Source organism: Geodermatophilus sp. SYSU D00814, assembly GCF_054050055.1.
In genome coordinates this window covers 182,248-198,354 of record NZ_JBJGYP010000004.1, presented here as the reverse complement: position 1 = coordinate 198,354, position 16,107 = coordinate 182,248, and the positions used below count along the sequence as shown (strand labels likewise).

Below are 16,107 nucleotides of genomic sequence, written 5' to 3'. Positions count from 1 at the left end.
CCGTGACGTCGCTGTTCGACGAGCCGGCGGAGGAGAGCGGCGCCCCCGACCCCGGTGCGCCGCTGGCGGTGCGCATGCGGCCGCGCTCGCTCGACGAGGTCGTCGGCCAGTCGCACCTGCTCGGCCCGCGCGCGCCGCTGCGGCGGCTGGTGGAGGCCGACGAGCCCATGTCGCTGGTCCTCTACGGCCCGCCGGGCACCGGCAAGACCACCCTGGCGCACGTCATCTCCCTGGCCACCAAGCGCCAGTTCGTGCAGCTGTCGGCCCTCGACGCCGGCGTCAAGGAGGTCCGCGCGGTCATCTCCGGCGCCAAGCGGGAGCTCACCTACGCCGGCCGGCGCACCGTGCTGTTCATCGACGAGGTGCACCGCTTCTCCAAGACCCAGCAGGACTCCCTGCTCTCGGCGGTCGAGGACCGCATCGTCAGCCTGATCGCGGCCACCACGGAGAACCCGTTCTTCTCGGTCGTCAGCCCGCTCCTGTCCCGCAGCCTCGTGCTCGCCCTGCAGCCGCTGTCCGACGACGACGTCCGCGCGCTGCTGCACCGCGCCCTCACCAGCGAGCGCGGGCTGGGCGGCGCGGTGACGCTGAGCGCCGAGGCCGAGGAGCACCTGGTCCGCGTCGCGGGCGGCGACGGGCGCAAGGCGCTCACCGCGCTGGAGTCCGGGGCCGGCGCCGCGCGGTCGGCGGGCGCGAGCGAGATCGACCTCGCCACGCTGGAGACCGCCGTCGCGCAGGCCGCCGTCCGCTACGACCGGCAGGGCGACGCGCACTACGACGTCGCCAGCGCGCTGATCAAGTCCATCCGTGGCAGCGACGTCGACGCCGCCCTGCACTACCTGGCGCGCATGGTCGTGGCGGGGGAGGACCCGCGGTTCATCGCCCGCCGGCTGGTCATCGCCGCCAGCGAGGACATCGGCATGGCCGACCCGACGGCGCTGCAGACCGCCGTCGCCGCGGCCGAGGCGGTCGCCTTCATCGGCATGCCCGAGGGCCACTTCCCGCTCGCGCACGCCGTCGTCCACCTGGCCACCGCGCCGAAGTCCAACGCGGTCACCGTGGCCATCGGCGAGTCGGTCGCCGACGTGCGGGCGGGGCTGGCCGGGCCGGTGCCCCCCGGGCTGCGCGACGCGCACTACGCCGGCGCGAAGCAGCTCGGCCACGGGAAGACCTACGTCTACCCGCACGACGCGCCCGAGGGCATCGTGCCGCAGCAGTACCCGCCCGACGCGCTGGTCGGGCGCGACTACTACCGGCCCACCAGCCGCGGCGCGGAGAGCGCCATCGGCGCGCGGCTGGCCAAGCTCCGGGCCATCCTCCGGCGTACCCGCTGACCGCCGGGGGCCGCGACTACTGTGGCCACGCCGGGCGTTGCCGACCACGCCGGCCGCCGACGCGAGAAGAGGAGACGCCGCGTGTCCGCAGGAGAGTGGGCCGGACTGATCGCCGCCCTGGCGCTGGTGCTGCTGGTGGCGTTGCTCGCCGTCCCGCTGCTCAAGCTCGGGCGCACGCTGGACGAGACGACGCTGACCATCCGCCAGGTGCGCGAGCAGAGCCAGCCGATCCTCGGCCAGGCCCAGACCACCATCGCCCAGGTCAACAGCAACCTCGAGCGGGTCGACGACATCACCGGCAACGCGGCCAACGTGTCGAGCAACGTCGCCGCGCTGACCAGCGTCGTCGCCGCCACCGTCGGCAGCCCGCTGATCAAGGTCGCCGCGTTCAGCTACGGCGTGCGCAGCGCCACCCGCAAGCGCCGGGAGGGCCAGGCGATCGCCGAGGCCGCCGCCCGCGACAAGGCCGACCGCCGCGCGCGGCGCGCCGCCCGGCGGGCCGCCTGATGCGCCGGCTGTTCTGGCTCGCGATGGGCGTCACGATCGGCGCCCTCGTCGTCCGCAAGCTCTCCCGCGCGGCCGAGAAGCTCACGCCCCAGGGCGTGGCCGGGGCCCTGGCCGAGAGCCTGCGCGAGCTCGCCGAGGCCATCGGCGACTTCGGCGCCGACGTGCGCGCCGCGGCCGCCGCGCGCGAGGAGGAGCTGCGCGCCGGCACCGGCCTCGACGCGCCGCTGCCCGACCGCGACCAGGCCCAGCTGCCCACGCTGCCGGCGCGGCGCGGCGCACACGCGGCCGACCGCTGAGCAGCTCCCACCCCGCGGGGGACGTCCCCGCCGCCACACCCCTGTCGCCAGAGACCGAGTAGGCCATGCAGACCGCCGAGATCCGCCGCCGCTTCCTGCACCACTTCGAGCAGCGCGGCCACACCGTCGTCCCCAGCGCCTCGCTGGTGTCGCCCGACCCCTCGCTGCTGTTCACCGTCGCCGGCATGGTGCCGTTCATCCCGTACCTGACCGGCCGGGAGCCCGCGCCGTTCCCGCGGGCCACCAGCGTGCAGAAGTGCGTGCGCACCCTCGACATCGAGGAGGTGGGCAAGACCACCCGCCACGGCACGTTCTTCCAGATGAACGGCAACTTCTCCTTCGGCGACTACTTCAAGGAGGGCGCCGTCCAGCACGCCTGGGACCTGGTCACCGGGCGGGTCGAGGACGGCGGGCTCGGCTTCGACCCCGACCGCATCTGGGTCACCGTCTACCTCGACGACGACGAGGCCGCCGACGCCTGGCACCGCATCGCCGGGCTGCCGCTCGAGCGCATCCAGCGGCTGGGCAAGAAGGACAACTACTGGCACACCGGTGCCGACGGCCCCGGTGGCCCGTGCTCGGAGATCTACTTCGACCGCGGTCCGGAGTACGGCCCGGACGGCGGCCCGCTGGTCGACACCGCCGGCGACCGGTTCCTGGAGATCTGGAACCTCGTCTTCATGCAGTACGAGCTCACCGACGTCCGGAGCAAGGAGGACTTCCGGGTCCTCGGCGAGCTGCCGAAGAAGAACATCGACACCGGCATGGGCCTGGAGCGGGTGGCCTACCTGCTGCAGGGCGTCGACAACATGTACGAGATCGACGAGGTCGCGCCGGTGCTGCGCCGCGCCGCCGACCTCGCCGGGGTCACCTACGGCAAGGACCACGACGCCGACGTGCGGCTGCGGGTGGTCGCCGACCACGTCCGCAGCGGGCTGATGCTCATCGGCGACGGGGTCACGCCGGGCAACGAGGGCCGCGGCTACATCCTGCGCCGGCTGCTGCGCCGCGCCGTGCGCTCGATGCGGCTGCTCGGCGTCGACGCCGCCACCCTGCCCGAGCTGCTGCCGGTCTCCCGCGACGCGATGGGCGCGAGCTACCCGGAGGTCGTCGCCGACTTCGACCGGATCAGCGCCGTCGCCTACGCCGAGGAGGAGGCGTTCCGGCGCACCCTCACCTCCGGCACCGCGCTGTTCGACACCGCCGTGGCGCAGGCCAAGGCCGCCGGCACGCCGTCGCTGTCGGGGGAGCAGGCGTTCTCGCTGCACGACACCTACGGCTTCCCGATCGACGTCACCCTCGAGATGGCCGCCGAGCAGGGCGTGACCGTCGACGAGGCGGGCTTCCGCGCGCTCATGCAGCAGCAGCGCGACCGGGCCCGCGCCGACGCCCGCGCCAAGCGCACCGGCTCGGTCGACGTCCTCGCCTACCGCCGGCTGCTCGCCGAGCACGGCCCCACCGACTGGCGGGCCTACGACACCCTGCGCACCGACTCGCGCGTCCTCGGCGTGGTCGGCGACCTGGGCGAGGACGACGCGCCCGCCGCGCCGGCCGGGCCGGGGGAGGTCACCCGCGTCGTCCTGGACCGCACACCCTTCTACGCCGAGTCCGGCGGCCAGGTGGCCGACGCCGGCACCCTGAGCTGGGACGGCGGCCGCGCCGAGGTGCTCGACGTGCAGCGCCCGGTCAAGGGCCTGGTCGTGCACCAGGTGCGGGTGCTCGAGGGCCAGCTCGCCGAGGGCGCCGAGCTGACCGCCGAGGTCGACCGCGAGTGGCGGCTGTCGGCCTGCCAGGCGCACTCGGGCACGCACGTGGTGCACGCCGCGCTGCGCCAGGTGCTCGGCCCGCAGGCGCTGCAGTCCGGGTCCTACAACCGCCCCGGCTACCTGCGGCTGGACTTCGCCTGGCAGGGGGCGCTCACCCTGCAGCAGCGGCACGACATCGAGGACGTCGCCAACGCCGCCGTGCGCGCCGACCACCGGGTGCGCGCCGAGTACATGACGCTGCCCGAGGCCCAGGCCATCGGCGCGCTGGCGCTGTTCGGCGAGACCTACGGCGAGCAGGTGCGCGTCGTGGAGATCGGCGGGCCCTGGTCGCGCGAGCTCTGCGGTGGCACGCACGTCACCGGCAGCGCGCAGATCGGCACGCTGGCGCTGACCGGCGAGTCCTCGGTCGGGTCGGGCGCGCGCCGCGTCGAGGCCGTCGTCGGCCTCGAGGGCTTCCGCTACCTCGCCCGCGAGCGCGACCTCGTCCGCCAGCTCGGCGAGCTGCTCAAGGCGCCCACCGACGGCCTCACCGACCGGGTCGGCGGCATCCTGGCGCGGCTGCGCGACGCCGAGCGGGAGATCGCCGAGCTGCGCGCCCAGCAGAACCGGGCCGCGGCCGGGCAGTTGGCCGCCGACGCGCGCGACGTCGGCGGGGTCGCCGTCGTCACCGCCGCGCCGGCCGGGCTCTCCGGCGGCGACCTGCGCACGCTGGCGCTCGACGTCCGCGCGCGCCTCGGGGAGCGCCCGGGTGTCGTCTTGCTCGCCTCGGAGGCCGGGGGCAAGGTGGCTCTCGTCGCCGCGCTCACCCCGGCCGCGCAGGAGCGCGGCCTGTCGGCCAACGACGTGCTGCGCGCCGCGGCGGCCCCGGTCGGAGGCCGGGGTGGCGGGAAGGCCGACGTCGCCCAGGGGGGCGGCACGGACCCGGGCGGCATCCCCGCCGCCCTCCAGGCCGGCGAACAGGCGGTCGAGACCGCCGCAGGGAGGTGACCGGAGTGCCCCAGCAGCGCCCCGACGAGACCGGCGACGTGGGGGAGCGGCGCGTCCAGGGCCGCCCGGCGGTGCCGCCGTCGCGGCCCCGGCAGGCGCCACCCCGACAGCAGCCGCCGCAGCCGGTGCACCACCGCACCGAGCAGATCGACCTGCGCGCCGGGTTCCCGCCGGTCCGCAACGAGACCACCGAGATCGACCTGTCGCAGGGGCTGCCGCTGCCCCCGCGCCGTCCCCGGCAGGGCCGCCGGCTCGGTCTCGACGTCGGCACGGTGCGGGTCGGCGTCGCGCTGTCGGACCCCACCGGCACGCTGGCCAGCCCGCTGGAGACCGTCGAGCGCCGCCGGGACGGGGGCGACCTGGACCGGATCGCCGCGCTGGTCGCCGAACACGAGGTGACAGAGGTGATCGTGGGGGAGCCGAGGCACCTGTCGGGTGCGTCGGGCGCCTCCGCGCGGGAAGCGCGTGCCTACTCTCGGTCACTCGCCGGGCGCATCGGCAGCGTGCCCGTGCACCTCGTCGACGAGAGGCTCTCCACCGTGACCGCAGCCAGTTCCCTGCGGGCGAACGGGCTCGACAGCCGCGCCCAGCGCCCCGTGATCGACCAGGCCGCCGCCGTGGTCATCCTCCAGGCCTATCTCGACTCCCAGCGGGAGCGCTCGTGACGGGTCCGGTCCCGCCGTACGGGGGGCGGGGCCGGCACGCGGGACCCGACGTCCTCCCCTCGGGCACCTGGCAGGGCAACCGGCCGGTCGACCTGCCCCGGACCGCGCAGCTGCCGGTGGGCCCGGTCCCGACCGGACCCGGCGCCGCCGGCTCCCGGTGGGCCGGGCCGGTGCTCAGCGGCCGGCACTCCGACCCCGGCGACGACGACCGCGACGACGACCGCACCGGGCCGCTGCCCGGCGGTGCGCCCGAGCCGCCCGCGACCGGCCTGCCGCCGCGCCCCAAGAGCGCCTGGTCGCGGATGGCCGACCGGGACGGTGCCGACGGGGGCGTCACCGACCCCGACGCCACCGTGGCCGCCTACCGCACCGACCCCGACCCGCACGAGGACGACGAGGCCACCGGCGGCCTGGAGGTCCTCGGCGCCGGCGGCCGCGACCCCGGTCGCCGGGGACGCCGCGGCCGGCGCGCCGCCGCGGAGGACGAGCACCACGACGACGTCCACACCGATCTGCACCACCACGACGACGACCACACCGACGAGCACCCCGTCCTCGGCTCGGGCCGCGCGACCCGCTCGGGGAGGCGCCGCCGCAGCCCGCTGGCCAACCTGCTCGCGCTGCTGGTCCTCGCCGGCCTCGTGGCCGGCATCGTCTTCGGCGGCCGCGCCCTCATCGGGCTGGTCAACCCCGAGGCCGAGGACTACACCGGCGCCGGCACCGGGACCGTGCAGGTCCGCGTCGGGGAGGGCGACACCCTCAGCGACATCGCCCGCACGCTCGTCGACGCCGGCGTCATCGCCTCCGGCGAGCCGTTCGTCGACGCCGCCGAGGGCCAGCCCGCGGCCACCGGCATCCAGCCCGGCGTCTACAGCATGCGCGAGCAGATGAGCGGCGCGGCCGCCCTCGACCTGCTGCTCGACCCCGCCACCCGCCAGGTCTCGCGGGTCACCGTGCCCGAGGGCTTCACCGTCGAGGCCACCCTGCAGCGCATCGCCGAGACCACCGGCCTGCCCATCGAGGACCTGCGCGCCGCCGCGGCCGACCCCGCCGCGCTGGGCCTTCCGGCCTACGCCAACGGCCAGCTCGAGGGCTTCCTGTTCCCGGCCACCTACGACGTCGAGCCCGACGCCACCGCCGCCGACGTGCTGGGGTCGATGGTCTCGCGCTTCACCGAGATGGCCGCGGACCTGCAGCTCGAGCAGCGGGCCGCCGCGGCCGGCCGCTCGGTGTACGACGTCGTCGTCGTCGCCTCGATGGTGCAGTCGGAGACCCTCCTCGACGAGGAGCGCCCGAACGTGGCGCAGGTGGTCTACAACCGGCTCACCGAGGGGATGCCGCTCGGCATCGACGCCACCCTCGCCTACGGCCTGCAGAAGAACGGCAACGAGCTCACCGTCACCGACCTGCAGACCGACAGCCCGTACAACACCCGCACGCGGGCGGGGCTGCCGCCGACGCCGATCAGCGCGCCCGGGGAGGCCTCGCTGGAGGCGGCGCTCGCGCCGACCACCGGCGACCTCCTGTACTACGTCCTGGAGTCCCAGGACGGCCGGCACTTCTTCACCGCCAGCTACGACGAGTTCGTGGCCGCCCGGCAGCGCTGCGCCGACGCCGGCCTCGGGTGCGGTGGCTGACGCGCCGGTGCCCGGAGCGGGTCCCGCCGGCCGGGCGGCCGTCCTCGGCCGCCCGGTCGGGCACTCCCTCTCGCCGCTGCTGCACCGCGCGGCCTACGCCGCGCTCGGCCTGACCGGCTGGACCTACGACGCGCTCGACCTCGGCCCCGAGGACCTGCCGGTCCTGCTGGCCGGGCTCGGGCCCGAGTGGCGCGGGTTCTCGGTGACCATGCCCTGCAAGCAGGCCGCCGTCGCGGTCGCCGACGACGTCGAGCCGCTGCCGCGCCTGCTCGGGGCGGCCAACACGCTGGTGCACACCGACACCGGCTGGCGGGCGGAGAACACCGACGTCCACGGCGTCGGGATGGCGCTGCAGGTCGGCGGCGTGGAGCGGGTCGCGCACGCCGCGATCGTCGGCGCCGGGGGGACGGCGGCCGCCGCGGCCGTGGCGCTCGCCGAGCTCGGCGCGGAGTCCGTCGACCTCCTCGTCCGCGAGCCGTCCCGGGCCGCCGACGTCGAACGGGTGCTGGGCGCGCTCGGCGTCGAGGCCGTCGTCCGGCGGATCGCGGACGGCCCGGTCGAGGCGCCGGTCGTCGTCAGCACCGTCCCGGTCGGCGCGCACCCCGACCTCGCCGGCCTGCAGTGGCGCGGCGGGCAGACCCTGCTCGACGTCCTCTACGCGCCCTGGCCCACCCCGCTGGCCGCGCGGGCGGAGGCGGCGGGCGCCACCGTGCTCGGCGGCCTGGAGGTGCTGTTCTGGCAGGCCACCGTCCAGGTGGAGCTGATGACCGGGCAGCCCGCACCGCTGGGCGCCATGCGCGCCGCCCTGGACGCCCGCTGACCGGGTGGACGACGTGCTCCCGCGCGAGCTCTTGCTCGCGCTCGCGCTGCTGACCGCCGCCGTCGCCGGCCCGCTGCTGGCCCGCACCGCCGTCCGGCTGGCCGCCGGCGACCCCGCCGCCGGCGCCACGCCGGCCCGCGCGCTCGCCTCGGCCGCCGTCCTCGCCGTCCTGCTCTGCGGCGCGGTGCTGCTCACCGGCGCCCGGCCGGCCACCGTCGGGCTCGCCTGGGCCGCCGGCGCCGCCGTCGTCCTCGCGCAGGTCGACCTCGCGGTGCACCGGCTGCCCGACCGGGTCACCTACCCGGCCGCCGGGGTCGCCGTCGCGGCCCTGCTCGCCGACGCCGCGCTGCTGGGCACCTGGCCGGCGCTGCTGCGGGCGCTGCTGGCCGCCGCCGCGGCCGGGGGCGTCGCGCTGCTCGCCGCGCTGGCCGGCCCGGCGGGCCTCGGGCTCGGCGACGTCAAGCTGCTCGCGCTGCTGGGCCTGCTGCTCGGCTGGGCCGGGTGGGGTGTGCTGCTGGCGGGGGTGTTCCTCGGCCTGCTCGCCGGCGCCGCGGTCTCGCTGCTGCTGGTGGCCACCGGGCGTGCGGGCTGGCGCACCGCGCTGCCGTTCGGCCCGCCGCTGCTGCTGGGTGCGGTGCTCGCCCTGCTGCTGGAGGGCCCGGTCGGCTGAGCGGGGCCCTGCGTGCGCCACGATGAGGGTCCCTGATCCCCGGGCGTCCTCCCGCACGGTGGGACGTGCGGGAGGACGCCCCACGATCAGGTCACCTGATCGTGCACCCCCTCACACCAGGAGCTGGGCGGAGGCGAGCTCGCGGTAGAGCGGGCTGTTCTCCACCAGCTCGTCGTGGGTGCCGCGCGCGACCACGCGGCCGCCGTCGAGCACCACGATCTGGTCGCTGTCGAGCACGGTCGACAGCCGGTGGGCGACCACCAGCAGCGCCCGGTCGGCGGCCGCGGCGGCGAGCGTCTCGCGCAGCAGCCCCTCGTTGCGGGCGTCGAGGCTGGCGGTCGGCTCGTCGAGCAGCAGCAGCGCCGGGCGGGCCAGCAGCGACCGGGCGATGGCCAGCCGCTGCCGCTCGCCGCCGGACAGCAGCACGCCCTCGTCGCCGACCGGCACGTCCAGGCCGCGCGGGGAGCGCTGCACCACACCGGTCAGGCCGACGTCGGCGAGCACCGCCCACAGCTCGTCGTCGGCGGCGTGCGGCGCGGCCAGCAGCAGGTTCTCCCGCACCGTGCCGGCCAGCACCGGCGCCTCCTGCTCGACGTAGCCCAGCTGCGCGCGCAGCGCCGCCCGCGGCAGCTCGCGGACGTCCGTGCCGGCCCACCGGATCGCGCCACCGGTCAGCGGGTAGAAGCCCTCGACCAGCGCCAGCACCGTCGACTTGCCGGCGCCCGAGGGCCCGACCAGCGCGACCCGGCTGCCCGCCGGCACGGTGAGGGAGACCCCGTCGAGCACCCGGGTGCCGTCGGGGTAGCTGAACGAGACGCCGTCGAGCTCGAGCAGCGGGACCCCGGTCGCCGGCACCCGGGGCGCCGTCGTGGCCGCGCCGCCGGCCTCGGGGACGTCGTCGCGCTCGGGCTCGAGGACGAGCACCTCCTGGATGCGGGCCAGCGCGCCCAGCCCGGTCTGCAGCTGCGTCCACGCCGAGACCGCCTGGCCCAGCGGCATCACCAGCAGGAACAGGTAGAGGATGAACGCCACCAGGTCGGCGACGGCGATCGAGCCGGTGGCCACCCGGTAGCCGCCCAGCCCCAGCACGGCGAGGAACGCGCCCTGGACGGCGATCGAGCCCGCGGGCTGCACGAGCGCCTGCACCCGGGCCACCGCCACGCCGGCGCGGTAGGCCCGCTGCGCGCTGACCCCGACGGCGTCGACCTCCCGCGCGGTCGCGCCGCTGGCGCGGATGGTGCGCACCGCCGACAGCGCGCGCTCCACGGCCGCCGTCATCGCGCCGACCTCGTCCTGCGCCCGGCGCGACAGCGCGCGCACCCGCCGGCTGCTGGCCACCACGACGGTCATGCCGACGGCGACGGCGGTGACGGTCACCAGCAGCAGCCAGACGTCGACCAGGGCCATCGCCACCAGCGCGCCGACGGCGACCACCGCCGAGCCGGCCACCTCGATGACGCCGGAGGTGACCGTGGCCCGCAGCAGCGTGGTGTCCGCGCCGACCCGGGACATCAGGTCGCCGGTGCGGCGGCGGTCGTACTCGGCCACCGGCAGCCGCAGCAGCCGGTCGGCGACCGTCCGGCGGGTGGAGAGGACGACGCCCTCCCCCGTGCGCTGCAGCAGGTAGGACTGGACCGCGCTGAGCACCGCCCCGGCGACGAGCACCAGCAGGAGCAGCGAGACGACGGGCAGGAGCGGGTCACCGGCACCGACGGCGGAGATGACCCGGCCGGTGAGCGCCGGCTGGGCCAGCGCCGCCGCCGCGCCCACCAGGGACAGCCCCGCCGCCAGCAGCAGCGGCCGGCGGTGCGGGCGGACCAGCGGCAGCAGCTCGCGCAGCCCCGCGGCCGGCGCCTGCTCGGCAGCGGTCCCGGGAGTGGTCACGGAGCGATCAGAAGACGCCGGCGAGCGCGGCCACCATCGCGCCCAGCAGCCGGGCGTGGTGCTCGATGAGCTCGGGACGCTGGCCGTCGGGGCGGACGGCGGCGAGGTGGCCGGCCGCGGTCCAGAACTCGTCGCCGTCGTCGCTGCCCATCAGCAGGCCGCGCACCGTCGCGTCCTCGACCAGCCGCCGCACGCCCGGGCCGTCCTCCGCGGCCAGCAGCACCCACCGGGCGTCGAAGGCGGGGTCGCCGCTCGGGACGTGCAGCAGGCCGCCGGTGCGGTGCCGCCAGAACCGGGCCGGCGAGAGGCGCAGCGGGGGCAGCGGCAGCAGCACCGGCGCCGCGGTGACCGCGTACTCGGGCACCGTCGTCCGCTTGTCGACGAAGACGACGTCGAACGCGACGAGCTCGAGGGTGCCGGCGCGGCCGCGCATCACCCCGGCGGGGCGGTGGTCCCGGGTCGCCCGCACCGGGGCGGTGGCCACCAGCTCGGCGAGGACGGCGTCCTGCGGTGCGGTCCCGTCGGAGATCTCCCAGCCCTGCTGCAGCGCCCAGCCCTGCGCGCCGACGGGGTCGCCCTGGTAGCGGAACACCTGCTCGACGACGCCGGGGGTGCGCGGGCGGCGGGCGGGCGGCGCCCAGGTCACCGGTCCCGGGCCGGCGGCCGGCTCGCGCTCACCGTCCCGCGGGCCGCCGGGCTCGCCGTCGCCGAGGTGGGCCGGCTCCTGCCAGCCGCCGCGGTCGCGGGGGTCGTCGTCGCGGGAGTCGTCGTCGCGGGGGTCGTCGTCGTGCGGCCGGTCGTCGCGCGGGCTGCTCATCGGGGCACCGTCCTCATCCGTACGTGTCGCGGGGGCCCCGTCCGCGGACCGACCGCGGGCCCTTCTTCCAGCTCGGGGCCGTCGGTCCGACAACGCGCAACCGGGTCACCACGTCCCCGCCGACCGAGGCGCGCAGCCGGGCCAGGATCGTGGGGGCGAGCAGCCGCAGCTGGGTGGCCCACGCCGTGGACTCGGCGACGACGAGCAACTCGCCCTCGGTGAGGGTCTCGGGCCGGCAGTGCGCCGCGATGTCGGGGCCGACCAGCGCCGACCAGCGGCCGAACACCGCGCCGACGCGGGTGTTCTCGGTCCAGTCCTGCGCGCTGACCAACGAGTCGACCAGCCGGGCCAGCGGCTGCGGGTCGTCGTCGCCCGGGCGCGGGCCGGTCCAGTTCCGCCGCGGGCCGGCCACCCGGCGGCGGGTGGGCGCCGGGCGCGCCGCCGAGGCCGCGCGGGCCGCCTCCAGCGCGGCGCGGGCGATGTCGCTGGGCCGTGCGGGCCGCTCGTCGCTCACTCGGGTCCCTCCTCGTCGGCCACCAGGACGGCCGTGCCCGCGCCGACCTCCACCCGCGCGCCGCGCAGCTCCCCGGGCACGTCGTCGAGGACCGCGGCGGTGATGAGGGTCTGCTCGGCGGAGCGGGCGACGTCGGCCAGGGCGGCCCGCCGGCCGGCGTCGAGGGTGGCGAAGACGTCGTCGAGGACGAGCACCGGCTCCTCGCCGTCGGCGCGCAGCAGCGCGAAGCAGCCGAGCTTGAGGGCCAGCGCCAGCGACCACGACTCGCCGTGGCTGGCGAACCCCTTGGCCGGCGCGGGCCCCAGGTGCAGCACGAGGTCGTCGCGGTGCGGGCCGACCAGCGTCATGCCGCGGTCGACCTCCTCGCGGCGCCGCTCGGCGATCCGCTCGCGCAGCGCCGCCGACAGCTCGGCCGCCCGCGGCGTCGGCTCCCCGGCGGCCAGCGGGGCGCCGTCGCCGGCCAGCGGCACGGTGCTCGCGTAGCCGAGGCCGGCGGCCGCGGCACCCGGCCCGGCGACGGCGGCGTAGGACCGGGCGACGTGCGGGGCCAGGTCGGCCACCAGCGCCAGGCGGGCGGCCAGCAGCTGCCCGCCGAGCTCGACCAGGTGGGCGTCCCAGACGTCGAGCGTGGCCAGCGCGTCACCGCGGGCCAGCCGCGCGGTCTTGAGCAGGGCGTTGCGCTGCCGCAGCACCCGGTCGTAGTCGCTGCGCACCCCGGCCAGCCGCGGCGTGCGGCTGACCAGCAGGTCGTCGAGGAACCGCCGCCGCTCGGCCGGGTCGCCGCGGACCAGCGCGAGGTCCTCGGGTGCGAACAGCACGCTCTTGACCAGGCCGAGCAGCTCGCGCGGCCGCGGCAGCGGGGAGCGGTTGACCCGGACGCGGTTGGCCCGGCCCGGGTTGACCTCCACCTCCACCAGCAGCTCGCGGTCCTCGCGGCGCAGCGCCGCCCGCACCACCGCCTGGCCCGCGCCGTGCCGGACCAGCGGCGCGTCGCCGGACACCCGGTGGCTGCCCAGGGTCGCGAGGTAGCCGACCGCCTCGACGAGGTTGGTCTTGCCCTCGCCGTTGCGGCCGACGAACACGGTGGGACCGGGCCGCAGGGCGAGGTCGACCTTCTCCCAGCTGCGGAAGTCGACGAGCTGCAGGTGCCGGACGTACACCTCAGCCCCCGAGTGGTGAGGTGCTGGAACGGCCCCCCTGCAGGGTCCCGCCGCGAGCCTGCGAGGGGCGGGGGGCAGGGGGGTCCTTCCTCATGCGGGGCGCTCGACCTCCTGCGACTGGACCGCGTGGACGGCGTGCCCGCCGAACTGCTGGCGCAGCGCGGCGACGGCCTTCATGGTCGGCGAGTCCTCCTGGCGGGAGACGAACCGCGCGAACAGCGACGCGGCGATCGTCGGCATGGGGACGGCGTGGTCGATGGCCTCCTGGACCGTCCAGCGGCCCTCGCCGGAGTCGTTGGCGTACCCGGTGATCTTCTCCAGACCGGGATCCTCCTGCAGCGCGCGGACCAGCAGGTCCAGCAGCCAGGACCGGATCACGGTGCCCTGCGTCCACGAGGCGACGACGCCGGGGACGTCCTCGATCAGGTCGACGGCGGCCAGCAGCTCGTAGCCCTCGCCGTAGGCCTGCATGAGCGCGTACTCGATGCCGTTGTGGACCATCTTCGCGTAGTGGCCGGCGCCCACCGGGCCGGCGTGCACGAAGCCCGCGCCGGGCATCTCCTGGCCCGACTCGTCGGTCGGTGACGGCGGCCGCAGCGCGTCGAAGACCGGCTGCACCTTGGCGACGTCCTCCGTCGACCCGCCGACCATGAGCGCGTAGCCGTTCTCCAGGCCCCACACCCCGCCGGAGACGCCGCAGTCGACGTAGCCGACGCCCTTCTCCCCGAGCATCTGCGCGTGCACCTTGTCGTCGGTGAACTTCGAGTTCCCGCCGTCGACGACGACGTCGCCGGGCTCCAGCAGCTCACCGAGCTGGCGCACCGTCTCCCGGGTCGGGTCCCCCGCCGGGACCATCACCCACACCACCCGCGGCGCCGACAGCGCGCCGACGAGCGCCTCGAGGCTGTCGACGTCGCGCTTCTCCGGGTGGTGGTCGAAGCCGACCACCTCGTGACCCGCGCGGCGCAGCCGCGTGGCCATGTTGCCGCCCATCTTGCCCAGCCCGATCAGCCCCAGCTGCACGGCTCCGTCCTTCCCTCGCAGGTCGTCATGGCGCGGGCGCACGCGACGGTGCGGTGCCCGCGGGCTGTGCGGTGCCCGCGTCGGCTGCCGGGGACACCTCGCGCCGCCGCTAGCCGGGCAGGCGCACCGGCATGATCAGGTAGCGGTAGCTGCCGGGCCGCTCGGCCGGGCGGCCGCCGTCGGCGTCGTCGGCGGCCGGCTCCTCCACGCCGGAGAGCACGGCCGGCTTGAGCGGGCTGGTGAAGTCCATCCGCGCCCGGCCGGTGTGCACCGCGGCGAGCCCGTCGAGCAGGAACGTCGGGTTGAAGCCGATGGTCAGCGGGTCGCCGTCGAACTCGACGTCGCAGCGCTCCTCGGCCTGGCCCTCGTCGTCGCTGCCGCCGGCGCGCAGGGTGACCTGGCCGGGGGTGAACTCGCAGCGCAGCGGCGTGCCCCGCTCGGCGACCAGCGCCACGCGCTTGGCGGCGTCGGTGAACTGCACGACCGGCAGGGTCGCGCTCGCGCTGGACTCCGACGGCATGATCGCGCGGTACTTGACGAACTCGGCGTCGAGCAGCCGGGTGGTGGTCTGCCGGTCCTTGCCCGACAGGCCCAGGATGCCCTCGCCCGAGCCGCCCGAGGACAGCGAGACGGTGATCTCCGGGCCGCTGGTCAGCGTGCGCGCGGCGTCGGCCAGCGTGCGCGCCGGCACCAGCACCGCGGCCGAGATCCCGGGGGTCTCGGGCCGCCAGGCGAACTCGCGCACCGCCAGCCGGTAGCGGTCGGTGGCCGCCAGCGTCACCCGGTCGTCCTCGATCTCCAGGCGCACGCCGGTGAGCATGGGCAGGGTGTCGTCGCGCCCGGCGGCGACGGCGACCTGGCCGACCGCCTCGGCGAAGACGTCGCTGTCGACGACGCCGGCCGACGACGGCATGGCCGGCAGCGACGGGTAGTCCTCGGCCGGCAGCGTCGGCAGGCTGAACCGCGCGTTGCCGCAGGTGATCGACAGCCGGGGGCCCTCGGCGCGGATGTCGACCGGGTGCGGCGGCAGCGCGCGGGTGATCTCGGCCAACAGCCGCCCCGGGACGAGCACCCGCCCGCTCTCGGCGGCCTGCACGTCGACCTCCGCGCGGGCGGAGACCTCGTAGTCGAAGCCGGACACCGACAGCTGGCTGCCGTCGACCTCCAGCAGGATGCCGGCCAGCACCGGCACGGACGGGCGCGGCGGCAGGCTGCGCGCCGTCCACGCGACGGCATCGGCGAGCACCTCGCGTGTCACCCGGAACTCCATGACCGACCCACCCCAGCTCTGCACGGTCCACTGCTGTCGTCTGCGCACCCGCGGTCCCCGGCGTCCGTGCGGGCCGGGGGTGGTGCTCTGCCGCTTCCTGCGGGGTCATCGTGCCCGTCGGGGCCGACAGGGGGGAAGCCGGGACCCGATCAGGCGTTCCCTCCCGTCCCTCCAGCCTGCTCCTCTCCCGTGCCGTCGTCGTCCCTGCTGCCGCTCCCCCGGGCCCCCGGGCCGGAGCGTCCCCAGCCCTACTGGGGTTCAAGGACTCCCCGAGATACATCCCTCATCTCCGTCATCACTGGTGTTGAAGCTGGGGATCGAGGCCCTTCGTGCAGGTCAGCGCCCGAGTCGACATGTTGGCTCGGTGTGGGCAACCGGCGTTCCGCTGTTGTCGACACGTGGACATCTCGACGGCCGTGCACAGCCACCCCCCGTCGTCCACGCGCTGTCCCCGGCCCTCCCCCGGGATGTCCCCAGTCCGTGCCCACCCCGGGCCGCGTGCCCGCTCCGGACGGCCGCGAGGCGGCCCCGGGACCCTGCCCGGGGGTGGGGACGGCGGCGCGGCGGGAGTCCGAACGCGCAGGTCGGGGCCGTGTTCCGGCTGGGTTCACACGCTGGGGAGTGACCTGGGGACGACACGGCGTGACGCGGCGGGACCGGCACCCGCGGTCACACCCTGATCACGATCTCCCCAGGGTGTGCACATCCCTGGGGACAACTCCTCGACGTGTCGACAGCCGCGAGGCAGGTGACCGGC

The 16,107-nt window shown here is 76.5% G+C and carries 14 protein-coding genes; 8 read left to right on the top strand and 6 right to left on the bottom strand.

The features are described 5' to 3' along the window. Positions 1-2: 2 nt before the first annotated feature. From ACI780_RS04755 to ACI780_RS04720, 8 genes are all read left to right on the top strand, one after another. Positions 3-1,334: a replication-associated recombination protein A gene (locus tag ACI780_RS04755; protein WP_456871489.1), complete on the top strand. Its 1,332-nt coding sequence runs from the start codon at positions 3-5 to the stop codon at positions 1,332-1,334. Positions 1,335-1,415: 81 nt separating this feature from the next. Then, on the top strand, positions 1,416-1,841 hold the full coding sequence (locus ACI780_RS04750; RefSeq protein WP_089404861.1) for a DUF948 domain-containing protein: 426 nt from the start codon (positions 1,416-1,418) through the stop codon (positions 1,839-1,841). After that, on the top strand, positions 1,841-2,137 hold the full coding sequence (locus ACI780_RS04745; protein ID WP_456871490.1) for a hypothetical protein: 297 nt from the start codon (positions 1,841-1,843) through the stop codon (positions 2,135-2,137). Before ACI780_RS04750 ends, ACI780_RS04745 begins: the two co-directional genes overlap by 1 nt. Positions 2,138-2,202: 65 nt before the next feature. Then, entirely contained in the window at positions 2,203-4,890 is a 2,688-nt protein-coding gene (gene alaS, locus ACI780_RS04740; RefSeq protein WP_457001119.1) for an alanine--tRNA ligase, read from the top strand. Positions 4,891-4,895: 5 nt separating this feature from the next. Further along, positions 4,896-5,555 (top strand): Holliday junction resolvase RuvX, encoded by a 660-nt coding sequence (gene ruvX, locus ACI780_RS04735; protein WP_457001117.1) that lies wholly within the window; start codon positions 4,896-4,898, stop codon positions 5,553-5,555. Beyond that, the gene (gene mltG, locus ACI780_RS04730; protein ID WP_456871493.1) at positions 5,552-7,192 is read left to right on the top strand and encodes an endolytic transglycosylase MltG; all 1,641 of its coding nucleotides are present in this window, start codon (positions 5,552-5,554) and stop codon (positions 7,190-7,192) included. Before ruvX ends, mltG begins: the two co-directional genes overlap by 4 nt. Beyond that, entirely contained in the window at positions 7,185-8,012 is an 828-nt protein-coding gene (locus ACI780_RS04725; RefSeq protein ID WP_456871494.1) for a shikimate dehydrogenase, read from the top strand. Before mltG ends, ACI780_RS04725 begins: the two co-directional genes overlap by 8 nt. 4 nt (positions 8,013-8,016) lie before the next feature. Further along, positions 8,017-8,682 carry a prepilin peptidase gene (locus tag ACI780_RS04720; protein WP_457001114.1) on the top strand — a complete coding sequence of 222 codons (666 nt, stop codon included), beginning with the start codon at positions 8,017-8,019 and terminating at the stop codon, positions 8,680-8,682. A 111-nt stretch (positions 8,683-8,793) separates the two neighbouring features. Here the strand turns inward: ACI780_RS04720 and ACI780_RS04715 are convergent, their stop codons facing one another. The 6 genes from ACI780_RS04715 to dnaN form a co-directional block, all read right to left on the bottom strand. Next, the gene (locus ACI780_RS04715; RefSeq protein ID WP_457001112.1) at positions 8,794-10,566 is read right to left on the bottom strand and encodes an ABC transporter ATP-binding protein; all 1,773 of its coding nucleotides are present in this window, start codon (positions 10,564-10,566) and stop codon (positions 8,794-8,796) included. A 7-nt stretch (positions 10,567-10,573) separates the two neighbouring features. Continuing rightward, positions 10,574-11,383, bottom strand: coding sequence for a hypothetical protein (locus tag ACI780_RS04710; RefSeq protein ID WP_457001110.1), 810 nt, complete (start codon positions 11,381-11,383; stop codon positions 10,574-10,576). Between the two features lie 13 nt (positions 11,384-11,396). Beyond that, complete coding sequence (locus ACI780_RS04705; RefSeq protein WP_089405451.1) at positions 11,397-11,897, bottom strand: DUF721 domain-containing protein; 501 nt, start codon at positions 11,895-11,897, stop codon at positions 11,397-11,399. Next, the gene (gene recF, locus ACI780_RS04700) at positions 11,894-13,057 is read right to left on the bottom strand and encodes a DNA replication/repair protein RecF (RefSeq protein WP_457001108.1); all 1,164 of its coding nucleotides are present in this window, start codon (positions 13,055-13,057) and stop codon (positions 11,894-11,896) included. Before recF ends, ACI780_RS04705 begins: the two co-directional genes overlap by 4 nt. A gap of 90 nt (positions 13,058-13,147) precedes the next feature. Further along, complete coding sequence (gnd, locus tag ACI780_RS04695) at positions 13,148-14,080, bottom strand: phosphogluconate dehydrogenase (NAD(+)-dependent, decarboxylating) (RefSeq protein ID WP_457001106.1); 933 nt, start codon at positions 14,078-14,080, stop codon at positions 13,148-13,150. A 109-nt stretch (positions 14,081-14,189) separates the two neighbouring features. Beyond that, the gene (dnaN, locus tag ACI780_RS04690) at positions 14,190-15,374 is read right to left on the bottom strand and encodes a DNA polymerase III subunit beta (RefSeq protein WP_456871181.1); all 1,185 of its coding nucleotides are present in this window, start codon (positions 15,372-15,374) and stop codon (positions 14,190-14,192) included. Positions 15,375-16,107: the final 733 nt, after the last annotated feature.